Source organism: Paenibacillus sp. GCM10027629 (assembly GCF_042676425.1).
GTDB classification, from domain to species: domain Bacteria; phylum Bacillota; class Bacilli; order Paenibacillales; family Paenibacillaceae; genus Paenibacillus_K; species Paenibacillus_K terrigena.
In genome coordinates this window covers 978,076-992,475 of the sequence record NZ_JBHTGZ010000003.1, presented here as the reverse complement: position 1 = coordinate 992,475, position 14,400 = coordinate 978,076, and the positions used below count along the sequence as shown (strand labels likewise).

Sequence of the window (14,400 nt, the reverse complement as noted above, 5' to 3'; positions counted from 1 at the left end):
CTTAATCGTTCATTTAAGCCAGCTGCACCTTGAAGGCACAGCACCTTAATGCATCACGTATTCAATTCTCATTCATCGTACCATTTGGTTAGAAATATTGTCCATCTTATTGCTGACTGTCATTGACTCCGTTCGAATTATACCTCTACTCTCTGCTTCAACTTCGGGTTTCGTACCTGTATGCCAACAATCCATTTTCCATAAGGGATTCGACTTAGAATGACGGTTAATAACACGGAAGTCCCTGCTGCAATCCCCATCACAATCAACATTCGCGCCGTGACGGATAGTTCCAGCAATAGGTAGCGATCCACGATATAGCCTAGTCGAAGCGTGGCCGCATGTGCCAGATAAGCCCCATAGGAGTACATCCCGATCCAAGTCAATAGCCGATTGATGTGAGCAGTAGATTGACGTGTGCAAATGATGGCGAGATGATACACCGCAAGAATGGAACTCATTAGTAATACAGCCATAAGCGGCCTGAGCAAAAATACTTGATAGAAATTGAATTTGATCCCTTGCGATGTCTGAAAAGCCCCAACAGAGATATAGACATAATATCCGGACAATCCGATGAATACGGTCCAATAGATGAATTTATACCTCTCAATGATTCGTTTCCATTGTTCAAAATGCAGCCCAGCTGCTGCACCCATCACGAAATAAAAATAATAATAAAGTGCGTTCCGATCTGCATATTTGTTGAAAAGATCTGTAATTACGGGGATCGGATGCAGCTTCGTCCACTGCCCGATATCAGACACATGTCCCATAAGAACAATATATAACACACCTGCCAACATCAGAGCAGCGACTCCTCGCCAACCCGTCAGCTTCGCGTGAAGCCAGCGAATCGCGATTCGCCATAAGGGGAACAACAGATAGAACTGCATGACCATCACGACGTACCAGAGATGATAGCTAGCTTTACCCGTGAAGCCCATTTGCAGGAACCGCCACAGATCATTCCACCCATAGGTGGAAACATAATAGATCGCAGACCATATCAAATAGGGTAGAATAATATCGCTAAAGCGTTTCTTGATAAAATCACCATAGTTAAAATCGTCTTTATCATTGTAGAACAAGACAAGGCCCGTAATGAATACGAACACAGGCACTGCAAATTTAGCGAGCACGAGGAGAATAGCCATCATCACGCCATCCTCGAGCTGCATCTCAGGAACCGCTGCATAGTGGGCAACAGCATGCTGCATGACAACAGCAAGAAAGGCCAGCCCACGCAACGATTGAATCTCTATTATCTTCGGTTTTCGATTCATATGGACTCCTTACCAAATAACTGATAACGTATTACGGTTGAACCTTCGATGGACCAATATTGGCAACCCACTTCACGACCGCTTGCACCACCTGCGTACGTTGTTCTTCCGGTGTGATCGTAGCTAGTCCATCCCCTTTTTGAGGACCATAATCCCCGAATTGCGCATGATTTCCACCCTCGACCGTCAGGGTCTGAGTTGTCTTCGGGAGATTGGAACGATAACGATTATAAGTATCTTGATCTAATACTTGATCATGAGAAGCAAGGATCGAGAGTACAGGCAAGGTTTGTGGTTGATCCGAATAGGCCCCTAGGAAGAATAAGCCCTTCACGTTACTTGGTTTCGACGCGGTATACCGTGCTGCGTATGTACCTCCCATGGAATGACCGCCAATGACAAAGGGCTGATCAGGGAAACGATTCATTAGAAGATTCGCACGATCCCCCCCCAATTGAGCAAGATTTAGTGGCATTCTAACGATGATCGTCCGGTACCCGAGTGTTGCAAAATCTCTTGCCAGCGGCGCGTAGCTCTCGGGCTCTACCTTTGCACTAGGAAAGAAAACAATCCCGACTTGTTGGATGGGTTCGTAAGCAGGTTCAATGGTTATTCCATAAGAATCAGTTGTGACTTTAATGGTATTATTCCCTTGCATTGCTTGAACAGCCGATGGAGCAGGCTTATACGGCCAGAGATACCAAGCTGCTGTTCCAAGCAGAAATAAGAACACAACGGACAAGGCGAGTATGATCTTCTTCGTTCTTTTTTGCATTCCATCATCCTCCTCCTATAAAGCCCTTCCAATTATCATAACAAAAGAACGCTGCCTGTGCATCTTTCAGCGGCAGGACAGCGTTCTTCTTAATCAGTATACCGTTATGAAATGGCTTGTACCGCTTGCAGCCATGCTCTAGCAATCAATCCGTTACCCGCTACCGATGGATGAACTCCATCTTCAGCCCAATACGCTGGAGGCGTCTGCGTGGAATGTTGGGCGAATATGCCATCGAGTGGAATATAAATCGCTTCAAATTCTGCTGCTAGATCACGCACAGCTTGAATCTTCGGATCCAAATCTTCGCGCCATGTTCTGCGATCCTCAGGAACCGGTAGTACAAAAGGCTCACAGATGATTAACTTCGCACCGAGACGCTCTTTCGTTTGACGCAAAAGATCACGGTAGCCATCCTTGAATCGCTCAACTGATGTCGGATCATTAGAATCATATCGTCTCCATACATCATTGATCCCGATTAGGATCGATACCCAGTTCGGCTTGAGATCGATACAATCCTCCTGCCAACGGGATTGCAGGTCGACAACACGATTGCCGCTAATCCCACGATTATAGAACTGAACACGTTGATTCGGGTAAAGTGCGTTGAACATGCCAGCTACCATGTTCGCGTACCCATTTCCCAAATCTTTCGGGTTACGATAATTGCGCCCGCAATCAGTCACACTATCCCCTTGAAAAAGTACCACTTCTCCTGCTTGAATCAAAGTCATCGCTAGAATCTCCTCTCTAGGTTTAGACCAAGTCCGCATACCCCGGATCCTCTGCGAATGTCTCATGGCGATGACGGCGTGCTACGCCTGCCTCATAGGCAGCATGGCTTACCGCATCACGAACTTTCGCAGCAACCTCGGAATTGAATACGCTTGGAATGATATATTGTTCATTCAGTTCTTCATCCGTAACGACAGAAGCAATCGCATAGGCAGCAGCCAGCTTCATACTCTCCGTCACACGAGAAGCTCTACAATCGAGCACACCCCGGAACATGCCAGGGAAACAGAGCACGTTATTGATTTGGTTCGGATAATCAGATCTTCCCGTAGCCATGACGCGAACATAAGGCTCTGCAATTTCTGGAGATATCTCAGGCGTTGGATTCGCCATCGCGAACACGATTGGATCCGCTGCCATGTTCTTCACATCTTCAAGCTTCAGAACATTCGGTCCAGATACCCCGATAAAGACGTCTGCGCCTTGAATGACTTCACACAGCTGCCCTTGAACAAGATTCGGGTTCGTTATGGCCGCATATGCGCCAAACACACTATCTTCCTCATAATCCCCTCGTACAATTGCACCCGTCTTGTCAACACCAATTACGTTCACGGCACCCGCAGCGAGTAATATTTTCGTACAAGCAATACCGGCTGCACCAATGCCACAGACAACAATTTTACACTCTTCTAACCTCTTACCGGCAATTTTCAGCGCATTGATTAGACCTGCCAGGAGGACGACAGCCGTACCGTGCTGATCATCATGAAATACAGGGATGTCCAATTCCTCGATCAATCGTTGTTCAATTTCGAAGCAGCGCGGCGATGCGATATCCTCGAGATTGATTCCACCGAACGATGGCGCGATGGCCTTCACAATTTGAATAATCTCTTCTGTATCCTGTGTATTCAGACAAATCGGGAACGCATCCACATTCGCCATTTGCTTGAATAACATGGCTTTCCCTTCCATGACAGGCATGGCTGCTTCAGGCCCAATATTACCAAGTCCTAGAACCGCGGAACCGTCTGATACAACAGCAACCGTGTTGCGTTTGATCGTAAGCGAATGCGCTTTCAAAGGATCTTCATGAATCGCCATACAGACTCTTGCAACACCTGGTGTATATACGCGGGATAGATCCGCACGGTTCTTAATTGGCATTTTCGGAAGCGTCTCAATCTTACCTCCCAAATGCATCAGGAAGATTTGATCAGATATATTAATGATGCGTGTGCCTCGTAGTCTTTTCAACCCTTTTTCAATAGCATTTTGCTGAGCGTCATCCCCAATTTGAATGGTGATATCTCTTGTTGTTGTCTTCTTGGTTGATTTCACAACGTCAATCGCAACGATATCCCCTCCCGCTTCTGTGATCAGCGTTGCTACTTTTCCGAACGTAACAAGTTCCTTATCCATTTCGAGACGTAAAATAATTGTTGTACTCCCACTGATTGAACTGGACATTGATCATTTCCTCCACCGGTATACGACTTGAAATCATAGACATGCTCCGATCAATAACATAACGTGAATTGTTAAATTATACAAGGGTAAATTCGTAAGATTTCATCAAACAAAATGCCTCCCTAAGGAGGCATTTCACTTCACGCATATTAAAAGCAAGTAACCACTTTATAGAGGTCTGCTCTTCGGAATAAAGTTCGCAATGACGGATTTCAATTCAGTATCTTCAACGTAGTCATCGGTCTTCTCGCCCATATCGAATTTCTTCACCCGGATCGTGTAGGGATCATGTGGGACAATCGAACGAAAACTATAACTTTCCGGATCTTCTACAGTTACTTCCAAATCGATATCTTTAAACATCTGAACCAGATCATGGATCGACGGCTTCTGCCCTGGCTCCACATCAACAATCCCCCGAAGCGGACTCACTTTATCTTTGCGAACAAGTTCAAAATGCACGATGCATTCCATATGTAGTTCACCCCTATCCTTATCTATGATGTATTATAACCACAACCGAACATATCACCCTGTGATATTGATCACATTTTACTCTGAAATTGAAGGAAATGAACCGGTATGTTACCTATTGACCCTGACATTAATGTTAGGGTTTATAATCAAGTTATCATCCCGTACAACAATCATCGAAGAAAGGAGCCATGACCATTGCAAATCGGTGAATTAGCAAAAAGTACGGGAGTCAGCATTCGATCCTTACGCTACTACGAGCAGCAGGGGCTGATCGCTGCAGATCGTCAAGAGAATGGGTACCGGACCTATAACCCGCTTATGATCGAGAAAGTAAATACGATTAAGTTCTATCTAAGTCTTGGCTTTACAACAGAACAGATCGCCAGCTTCTTGCACTGTGTCATGATGAACAAAGAGTCCTTCTGCAGTCAGATTGTCCCCATCTATCGCCAAAAGCTTGCAGAGATCGAAGATCAAATTCAACTGTTGAGTCAGATCAGAGCAAATCTTCTGGATCGCATTGAAGCGGTCACAGACGAAAATCCTAACCTATTGGAGTGTGAATCCCATGTCCATAATGACATTAAATCAAGATAACCTGAATCAAATCCTTACACCTACCGGTGTGACGCTCGTCGAATTCGGCGCTCCATGGTGCCCGCCATGTAAAGCCCTTCTCCCAATCTTGGATGAACTCGATCAAGAACTCGGTTCGAACGTATCGATTATCAAGATCAATGTCGATGAATCTCCGGAATCCAGTTCACAATATCATATTATGTCTCTTCCTACCGTCATGATCTTCAAGGATGGTGTTCCGCAAGATAAGCTCGTAGGACTACGGCCCAAATCCGTCTATCTTGAAAAGATGAAGCAGCATATTAGCTAATTCATCATCTCTTCCAGCGTGCTGATCAATGCTTGCATTTCCTCATCTGTCCCTATACTCACCCGCAAGTATTGATCAATGCGTGGCTGGTTAAAATAACGCACCAAGATTCCCCGTTCTCTTAACGACTGGAATAAGCTGCTAGCCTCATGAACAGGATGTGTAATAAATACGAAATTCGCTAGGGATTCAGGCACAAGAAACCCAAGATCTCTCAGTTTATTAACCGTCCATGTTCTTGTCGCAATGACCTTCGCATTCATGGCTACGAAATATTCCTGATCTTTAAAAGATGCTTCCGCCCCAGCAAGAGCTAGTCGATCAAGGGTATAGGAATTGAACGAATTCTTAATTCGATTCAACCCTTCAATTAATTCAGGGTGTCCTATCGCATACCCTACACGTAGACCTGCTAGAGAACGTGATTTCGAGCAAGTCTGAATGACTAGAACATTAGGAAACTCATCGACAAGCTTCACCGCAGATTCCCCGCCAAAATCAATATATGCTTCATCAATCATGACGACTTGATCAGAATTATGCTCGAGAACAGAACGCAAATGCTCCACAGGAACAAACGTCGACGTGGGTGCATTCGGATTCGCGATGACAATACCGCCTTCACTGCCATAGAATCGCTCAAGCGGCAGGTTGAAATCTGCATCCAGCGGAATTCGATCTACGGTAAGCCCATATAGCTTGGCATAGACCTGATAGAAGCTGTATGTTATATCAGCGAACCGGATGGCGCGTTCCGGACTGAAGAATGCTGCGAATGCGAATCCAAGGATCTCATCCGATCCATTGCCTACGAATACTTGATTAGGCGATACAACATAATAGTCTGCAATCGTTCGAATCAGTGCATCACTAGTTGGATCGGGATATAACCGCAAGTCATCATTTGCCGCCTCTTGTATGGCATTCAAGACACGCGGTGACGGTGGATAAGGATTCTCGTTCGTATTTAATTTAATATACGTCTTATCCTTGGGCTGCTCCCCTGGCACATACGGTGTTAAAGATGCCGTCACCTGATTCCAATATTTACTCATTTCATGATCCTCCCATGGCTATTGTAACTTCATGCCCAAGGTAGCGAAGGTGCTTGTGTCATGGTATGCTGTGATTAACGTCTGTGCCAAGCCATAGCCTTGCATGTAAGGAGTGTTAATGATGACCCCTAATCCAAAGGCAGTTATTCTATTTGACGGTGTATGCAATTTCTGTAATAACAGTGTCCAATTCATTATTCGAAGAGATCGAGAGGCATACTTCTCCTTCGTCTCTCTTCAGAGCGAGACGGGTGCGCAGTTACTCCGCGAACATTCTTATACTGATGACTTGAACAGTGTCGTTGTGATCGACCAAGGACGGCTGTATACGAAATCTGACGCAGCATTGCAGATCATATGGCATTTTCACGGCTTGTGGCGAATGGCTCGCATCCTTCGATGGGTGCCTCGTCTAGTAAGGGATCACGCATATGACATCATAGCCAAAAATCGATACCGTTGGTTCGGTACACGTGAGAGCTGCATGCTACCTTCACCAGAAATACGATCACGTTTCCTGGATTAGTCGATTGATTGGCCCTACAGCATCTTCCGGAAACCTTGAACAGCGTCCAATGCGTATCCTAAAGATGCATAGAATTGGTGCGCTTCTTTACGGTAGGCACTCGATACGAACATGATATATCCGCATTCATTAGCATTTGCTATTTTTTCGATCGCAAGCATTAATTTTTTACCTACGCCATGTCCTTGGAATCGGGAGGAAACAATGACATTCTCCACGACCATGAATGGTTTGCAGGACCCTACAAGATCATGGCATAGAATGCCCATGACCGATCCGGCTAATACGCCATCCACTTTATAGCCAAGCAAATGGTATGCCTCATTTCCACGCATCTTCTGGTAAACAGCTTCCACCTGCGCCAAATTGCTTCCTTCACCTATTAATTCTTCATAGAGTGCTTGGAGTTCTGGTAAATCTTCTGTAACAATCGGTTGAATCATAGCCTTTTTCACTTCCATTTCAATTCTTCATCTTGTTCGATATTGTACTATCATAACACTTCCAGAATCTCCATGAAACCACAAAACCTCTAACCCACCCTTGGTTCAAGGATCAGTTAGAGGTTCAATGTATAAAACTATTAATTAGTCGTTGCCAACTTACTTATGCGTATTGAAGCTTCATGTATTTTGTTGTCTCACAGCTTTCTTGCTCTTCTTCCGCAGCCATACCTGCCCAGCAAGCTCTGCATTGCTCTTCTGTTGTACATTTCGATGCATCATCGCACATATAGCAAAATCTCATATAGTTTTGTGTCATTTCATCCGTGAAGTTTGCGTTTTTCATATTCGTCAACTCCCTTTCGTTTATGACACCACTATATCATAAGGAACTTCAATAGTTTGTGATAATATTCACATTATATATCTCTGATTGCGATATTTACGATTTTAACCTTTCGATCTCTGCTTTAAGCTTCCGAATCTCGCCAATATAATCCTCGGACTCACTCTCCGATGGATCCATCAACTTCTGGGTTAGCGCGAGCTCCAATCGCTGCAGGCGATCTTGGTCTTCACGATTCAACCCGCCATGCGCTCGCGTATTCCGATGAGCAATAAACTCTTCGTACGTTCCATCGAACAATTGGACCTCTCCCGCTTCGAGTCGACAGATTCGATTCGCCAATTGCCCAATTAGATATCGATCATGAGATACGATGACAATCGCACCCGGATACTCTCGGAATGCTTCTTCGATCTTTTCCTGCGTCGCAATATCCAAATAATTGGTCGGCTCATCCAGTACCAGCATATGCGCATCACTGAAATATAATTTGATGAACGCAACCCTGCACCGTTCGCCCATGCTAAGGTCTTTAATGTGCTTGAATACGTCATCCCTCGAGAATAAGAAGCAGCCTAATATAGTTCTGGCATATGTTTGCGTCATATTCGGGAGCACTAGCAAGCTGTCTAAGATCGTCATCTCTTCTTCTAGATTCTCGAGCTCTTGCGAGAAATAGCCAATCTTAAGCTGAGGATGATGCTTCACGGATCCTTCCGTTGGCAAGAGCTCGCCAATCATTACTTTTAACAATGTGGATTTCCCAGCACCATTGGCTCCCATCACCGCAATCCGATCTGCTCGCTCGACTTGCAGCTTCAAATTCGTAAAGATCGCTTCCGAATCTGGATAAGCAAAAGCAACCTCCTCCATACGAATCAATGTATTGGATACGAGCGAATCCGCTTCGAACTGGACATGGATTTTCGAATCGTCTTTCGGCTTCTCAACGCGATTCTGTTCAAGGCGTTCCAGTTCCTTCTCCTTCGCATGGTAGCGCGTAATATTCTTCATTGCTCGCGCTTTGTAATATGATTTCGTAATGGCCACCTCGGTCTGCGTTCCAGCTCGACGTTCAGCGGTATTGAACCATTGCTGATAGCGCCTGATACATTCGAGCAGAGCTTCCTTCTCTTGCTCCTGCTTCTTATAGAGTGCCGCTTGGGTCTGCAATTCAATATCTTTCTGACGACGGTAGTCCGAATACCCGCCTGCATATCTTGTACAGCCCTGCGGCGTAAGCTCCAAAATCGCGGTTGCTGTCCGATCCAGGAATGTACGATCATGCGAGACCATCAGAATCGTTCCTTTATACGAGGATACCCATTCCTCAAGCCATTCGAGCGTCTCGCTATCGAGATGATTCGTCGGTTCGTCAAGCAGCAGAAATCGAGGATTCGAGACCAGAATGCGCGCTAGCTGGGCTTTGGTCTTCTGACCCCCGCTTAAATCGGTGTAGGGTTGATTCCATACGGATATATGTAATCCCACACGCTGCATACAAGTGTCGATGTGAACTTCAAATTCATAACCGCCCAAGGATTCGAAGCTTGTATACGCTGCTTCATACATCACGAATATATCTTCATGCTGATGGTCATCGGATCCATGCTGTAGAGCAGATTGTAAATTTTCCATCGTTAATTTAGCTGCGTACCACTCCGTCATCCCTTGCTGAACGAAGTCGCGTGTCAGGACATTCGAATCGATCTCCAATTGCTGATCTAATGTCCCCCATGCTGTAACAGGGAGCATTCGTTGAATGGTTCCTCCATCCAGCTCAAGCCGGCCCAATAGTGCTTGCAACAACGTTGTCTTGCCAACACCATTCTTGCCGAACAGCGCGACATGCTCCCCTTCCACGATTTCTAGGTTGACCTGTTCAAAAATAACTTTCCCATTATATTCCTTGGATGCTTGATTTACTTTTAAAAGTGTAGATTTCATACACATTCCTCCAATCGTCATGAACAACAAAAAAATCCACGGCCGCATCTGACCGTGGATATCGCAAACGAAATGTGTATGGGGTAAGACAAGATGAGTACACGAATAAGAGAAGCCGCCTACTCTACCTCCATGAGGTGAACAGCAACACTTCACTCGTACACATTAAATCAGTCCCCGTAAATAGACACACGTATCTCGTTCACTCTACCATCGGCAGAGGCCGCTTGAATACCTTCATTCAAGTTAGCGACGAAAATAACGTGTAATTACTTCATTGGACTGTGTGTACCTCCGTAATTTCATAAGATGAAGACATCATATCATGATCAATGAACAATCTCAAGCAATTCCTAGCTGAATAGGCCTTCGCCTATGAAAGAATTCGCATTCTTAACACCCGGTGGAACGACAAAATAACCGCCACCCACCGTCTGGGTATATTTCATCAGCAGATCCAATTGCTTCGCATTCGTTAACCGATTCTGAATCGATTCGAATTGTGTCTGAAAATTTCGGTTAAAGCAGATGAACATGAGTCCTGCATTCATTCGTCCCACCTCATCGAGCCCATCCATGAAGTTGTACCCACGGCGGAGAATGCGTTCGCGTTCAGATTGTTCCCCATTGCGCGGATTCGACAGACGAATATGGGAATCAAGCGGTGTGACTTTACCATTCGCATCGTTCTTAAAGTTAGGCTCATCATGCTCATTGATGCCATCCATCGGAGCACCGGTAAGCTTCTGCCGTCCAATAGTATCTTCCTGCGTCTTGTAAGACAATTGATCCCAAGTCTCGATACGCATCTGAATCCGGCGGACTACCATGTAAGTCCCTCCAGCGAGCCAAGCTGGCGCATCTTTGCCGTTAAGCCATACATTATTGTTCATAAATGCATCATCGTTCAGGCGAGGATTATTCGTACCATCCTTGAAGCCGAATAGATTCCGTGGTGTACCTTCGGGCTTCGTGCCGAACTGACCCGTATGCTGCCAGCGCATATGCGCGATCCCACTCGAAGCAATCGATAGATTACGTATCGCATGGAAGCAGACCACAGGGTCGTCTGCGCAGGCTTGAACAACGATATCGCCATGCGTTAACGGCTCTTTGAGTGCATCAAGATGGAAGATTGGCATTTGCCCGAACCCTTTTGGTTTTTTACTGGATAAACCGAGCTTATCGAATAAGCTTGCACCAAATCCAATCGTAATAGTCAATTTGGCTGGGCTGAGTCCAACTTCTTCCCCTGTATCTAGCGGGGGGAACTTCGCATTCTGAGTTTCATCACTCGGCGGCTTTCCAGCTGTCATCCGTGCGATCATTTTCGTCCATGTTTTAAGTAAATCCTTGACATCATTCCGATCCTCCGAGATCAGGTCAAATGCTGTAATATTAAGAAACTGCTGTCCCGGAGTTACGATTCCAGCCTGGTGAACGCCAAAAAACGGCTCCGTATCGGGAGCTGTTTTCGGGTTTGTTGCTGTTGCGTTCGATGGGGGTTCTGGCGTCGGATCCACCACGCCTTGTACACGGCTTGGCAGATCGATCATATTCCCAATGACAAGACCTGCTGCGCCAGTAACCGCCATGCCTAGAAATTTGCGTCGACTAAGTTGTTTAGACATGTATCTATCTCCTTATTGTCCTAAAGTTCCAGGAAGTTTAACCATGGGTACAGCCAAAGCTTCTAGTTTATTCTTGAGGTCCATTTGCTGTGTCTGGCTTAATTTATCATAAGGTGTAAATACGCCGTTCGGTGTGAAATCATCGATCTGTTTCAGCACAGTTTTCAGGTTTTTATCAATTTTTTCTTCTAATGAAGCATCTTTCTTCTTCAGCTCTGTGCGTAAGAGTTCAAAAATTTTCTGTGCTCCATCCACATTCGCTTTAAGAACTGGAAGCGTCGCTTGACTCCACCGTTCTTCTTCACCCGTAATTTTTTTGGACTGCGCTTCTTCCATCAATTCACCTACGCCTGTAACGAACAATGTTGGATCAATCTGCATGGCTGCAATCTCTTCACGCATTTTTTTACCGTCTTCAAGAAGGCGTTCTGCGAACTTCACCGCGTCCTTCGTCTCTTTTTTCACGAATAATAAATGTTCAATACGGTGATATCCTGTAAAGTTCTCATCTTCTTCATTCGCAAAATCATCCACACGCGCATCCATCGTACCGTCCAACTCTGCAAATAGCTCGATCACTGGCTCAATCCGCTCATAAGGAAGACGAGATTCTACGTATTGGTCCTGAGCTTTCTTCAAGTCGCCGCCTTTAATCTCCTTGAGCAATGCTTCAAGTCCAGTAACCAAAGCATCGCCCTGCTCTTGCACATATTTCGCGTATTCCTTCGTCGCAGCTTGAATTTCAGCTGACTGTTCCAGGGAATCTTTATTGACCGCACCCTCACCGGACTTCAGCGTATCGCTAAGCTGCTGCAAGGCAGGTAGGAGGGAATCATTTAATGTCGTTAATACATCGTATTCGAGTGCCGATTGTTTACCGCCAGCAATTAATGTGTTTAAATATTTCTCTACATTCACATATTGATCAGGCAATTTGGTCTTCACGTCATTCTCGAAGGTGAGCCATTCTTCATCGATTTTCTTCGTCAGCTCTTGAACCTTTGCAGCATCCTTCGCTTCCAACGCTGACTTCAACTCGCCTGAAGTCGCGATCATGCTGTCTGTTCCAGTCTGTGGATCTACCGTCGATGCCGTTGGCTCACTCGCCTCATCACCCGTTTGCGTTGTCTCTGTAGATTTTACGTTCACATTTGTTGCATCCTCTTTCGTACCACAAGCCGTCAATGCCGCTGCGAATAATGAGATGCATACCAAGAAGGATGCAAGTTTTAATTTTGTATTTTTCATTCTTTATGACCCTCTCTCTATTAACCTGATATTGGTTTTATCATTTTTTTCTTTGTCTGAACACGTTGATAGATAATTACAATGATTGCAATCGCAACAATGATGAGCTGCGGGATCGCACTTTGCCAAGATGGGTAGAGTGCTATGAAATGAATGCTTGGGAAAGGCGCCTCGGTCGATGGGATCGCACTCGCCAGTTGTAGACTATGGATGCCCATACCTGTAAATTTGAGACACAGATAGAACACAATAATACTAGATACAATAAAGAACGGCCGAATTGGGAGCTTAACCCCAACGGTCAGCATGAGATACGCAACAATCGCTAATACGCCAAAGCCAATCAAAATCCCAAAAATCAAATTCTGCATGGATATCTGGTTCACCATCCCAATGAGGAACAATACCGTCTCGGTTCCCTCACGGAAAATGGCTAAGAATGAAAGTAGCCCTAAGGAGATCATCTGTCCCGTCTCCATTGCGGTACGGCTCTTCTGCTGAATATATTGCTGCCAATCCTTAATACTCGACTGCCGATGCAGCCAGTAACTCATATAGAGCAGCATGACTGCCGCGATAATCCCCGTCCATCCATTGATTATGAAATTGTTCTCTCCGAATGCACCGGATGAGAATACGAATTTCACAATAATTGCGAGGATCAAACTAAATAATAAACCTGCAGCAATCCCCGTCCAAATCCATGTTTTTCCTTTCTTACTCTCCGGCCCCGGACTACGCTTCACGAAGGCAAGCAATGCTCCTACGACAAGCAGCGCCTCTAGTCCTTCACGGATCGGAATCATCGCGGCATCCATCATCGTATATTCTGTCTTCGATGCTAGAGGTGTTAAGTATGTAATCATACTTGCAATCGTCTTGCCTGCACCTTCCAGATCGCCTTGCTCTAGCATCGCTTGAATCACGACAAGATCACGTTCGGAATCACTATATACTGTACCTGATTGTGCGACTACAGCCCCTTCCACACTTAACCAGGATTGTCTTGCTTTCTTAATCTCAGTTAACGCAGCATCTGAATTGGATTGATCTACAGCCTCTTTGGTCTTCTGCAGAATCACGATAAAATCAGATAATGTAATATCCTCTTGTTTAAATCCCGCTCCAGATGTATAGCCGTTCGATATATATTTGTTGTTCACGGCCTGAAGATCTGTGAGTGCCTTGGCTAAATCTTCCTTCTTGCTCTTAATGGCCGCATAATCGAATTGGCCCATTGCAGATTCAATATCCGTATAAGCCTCTGCTGAATCTGGCTTAATGTTGGTTTCGATCTCAAGCCATGTCTTGCGGAACTCTTCAAAACTCGCCTTTGCTGCCTCAAGATCGCCTTTCTCGACTTCGGATACCGCTTGGTCTAACACCTTATTCGCATGCGCGAGTTGATCTTGACCTTTCGTTGCAGCCATAGCCGTCAATGGACTCATCATGAGCATGACGATGAAGAGGATCGACAGGACGGGCTTCAGCGTTTTTTTCATATACCTTTCGCCTGCCTTTATCTCTATATTATCTACAAAAATAAACCGACAATGAGAATCATTA

At 45.3% G+C, this 14,400-nt stretch carries 15 protein-coding genes; 3 read left to right on the top strand and 12 right to left on the bottom strand.

The features are described 5' to 3' along the window. Window positions 1-137 precede the first annotated feature (137 nt). From ACFQZR_RS05105 to ACFQZR_RS05085, 5 genes are all read right to left on the bottom strand, one after another. The gene (locus ACFQZR_RS05105) at window positions 138-1,286 is read right to left on the bottom strand and encodes an acyltransferase (RefSeq protein ID WP_379343429.1); all 1,149 of its coding nucleotides are present in this window, start codon (window positions 1,284-1,286) and stop codon (window positions 138-140) included. A 31-nt stretch (window positions 1,287-1,317) separates the two neighbouring features. Then, window positions 1,318-2,061: an alpha/beta fold hydrolase gene (locus ACFQZR_RS05100; RefSeq protein WP_379343427.1), complete on the bottom strand. Its 744-nt coding sequence runs from the start codon at window positions 2,059-2,061 to the stop codon at window positions 1,318-1,320. Window positions 2,062-2,165: 104 nt separating this feature from the next. Next, window positions 2,166-2,798, bottom strand: a complete 633-nt coding sequence (locus ACFQZR_RS05095) for an SGNH/GDSL hydrolase family protein (protein ID WP_379343425.1) — start codon at window positions 2,796-2,798, stop codon at window positions 2,166-2,168. A gap of 22 nt (window positions 2,799-2,820) precedes the next feature. Then, complete coding sequence (locus ACFQZR_RS05090) at window positions 2,821-4,272, bottom strand: NAD-dependent malic enzyme (protein WP_018757958.1); 1,452 nt, start codon at window positions 4,270-4,272, stop codon at window positions 2,821-2,823. A gap of 168 nt (window positions 4,273-4,440) precedes the next feature. Continuing rightward, window positions 4,441-4,746, bottom strand: coding sequence for a hypothetical protein (locus ACFQZR_RS05085; protein WP_018757957.1), 306 nt, complete (start codon window positions 4,744-4,746; stop codon window positions 4,441-4,443). Window positions 4,747-4,944: 198 nt separating this feature from the next. On the opposite strand from ACFQZR_RS05085, the gene ACFQZR_RS05080 reads away from it, so the two are divergent. Together ACFQZR_RS05080 and ACFQZR_RS05075 are read left to right on the top strand one after the other, a co-directional pair. Beyond that, complete coding sequence (locus tag ACFQZR_RS05080) at window positions 4,945-5,346, top strand: MerR family transcriptional regulator (RefSeq protein ID WP_018757956.1); 402 nt, start codon at window positions 4,945-4,947, stop codon at window positions 5,344-5,346. Further along, on the top strand, window positions 5,318-5,638 hold the full coding sequence (locus tag ACFQZR_RS05075; protein WP_379343422.1) for a thioredoxin family protein: 321 nt from the start codon (window positions 5,318-5,320) through the stop codon (window positions 5,636-5,638). Before ACFQZR_RS05080 ends, ACFQZR_RS05075 begins: the two co-directional genes overlap by 29 nt. Here the strand turns inward: ACFQZR_RS05075 and hisC are convergent. Further along, the gene (gene hisC, locus ACFQZR_RS05070) at window positions 5,635-6,693 is read right to left on the bottom strand and encodes a histidinol-phosphate transaminase (protein ID WP_379343420.1); all 1,059 of its coding nucleotides are present in this window, start codon (window positions 6,691-6,693) and stop codon (window positions 5,635-5,637) included. The genes ACFQZR_RS05075 and hisC overlap by 4 nt on opposite strands. A 121-nt stretch (window positions 6,694-6,814) precedes the next feature. On the opposite strand from hisC, the gene ACFQZR_RS05065 reads away from it, so the two are divergent. Beyond that, window positions 6,815-7,219: a thiol-disulfide oxidoreductase DCC family protein gene (locus ACFQZR_RS05065; RefSeq protein WP_379343831.1), complete on the top strand. Its 405-nt coding sequence runs from the start codon at window positions 6,815-6,817 to the stop codon at window positions 7,217-7,219. Between the two features lie 14 nt (window positions 7,220-7,233). On the opposite strand, the gene ACFQZR_RS05060 is transcribed toward ACFQZR_RS05065, so the two are convergent. The 6 genes from ACFQZR_RS05060 to ACFQZR_RS05035 all read right to left on the bottom strand — a co-directional run bounded on the left by ACFQZR_RS05060 (window position 7,234) and on the right by ACFQZR_RS05035 (window position 14,336). Continuing rightward, the gene (locus ACFQZR_RS05060) at window positions 7,234-7,680 is read right to left on the bottom strand and encodes a GNAT family N-acetyltransferase (RefSeq protein ID WP_379343417.1); all 447 of its coding nucleotides are present in this window, start codon (window positions 7,678-7,680) and stop codon (window positions 7,234-7,236) included. A 145-nt stretch (window positions 7,681-7,825) separates the two neighbouring features. Further along, window positions 7,826-8,008 carry a hypothetical protein gene (locus ACFQZR_RS05055; protein ID WP_314586266.1) on the bottom strand — a complete coding sequence of 61 codons (183 nt, stop codon included), beginning with the start codon at window positions 8,006-8,008 and terminating at the stop codon, window positions 7,826-7,828. A gap of 96 nt (window positions 8,009-8,104) precedes the next feature. Beyond that, window positions 8,105-9,955: a ribosomal protection-like ABC-F family protein gene (abc-f, locus tag ACFQZR_RS05050; protein WP_379343415.1), complete on the bottom strand. Its 1,851-nt coding sequence runs from the start codon at window positions 9,953-9,955 to the stop codon at window positions 8,105-8,107. A 353-nt stretch (window positions 9,956-10,308) separates the two neighbouring features. Continuing rightward, window positions 10,309-11,586 carry an iron uptake transporter deferrochelatase/peroxidase subunit gene (gene efeB / locus ACFQZR_RS05045; protein ID WP_379343412.1) on the bottom strand — a complete coding sequence of 426 codons (1,278 nt, stop codon included), beginning with the start codon at window positions 11,584-11,586 and terminating at the stop codon, window positions 10,309-10,311. Window positions 11,587-11,598: 12 nt separating this feature from the next. Next, window positions 11,599-12,834: an EfeM/EfeO family lipoprotein gene (locus tag ACFQZR_RS05040; RefSeq protein WP_379343410.1), complete on the bottom strand. Its 1,236-nt coding sequence runs from the start codon at window positions 12,832-12,834 to the stop codon at window positions 11,599-11,601. A gap of 20 nt (window positions 12,835-12,854) precedes the next feature. Beyond that, window positions 12,855-14,336, bottom strand: coding sequence for an FTR1 family iron permease (locus ACFQZR_RS05035; RefSeq protein WP_379343408.1), 1,482 nt, complete (start codon window positions 14,334-14,336; stop codon window positions 12,855-12,857). Window positions 14,337-14,400: the final 64 nt, after the last annotated feature.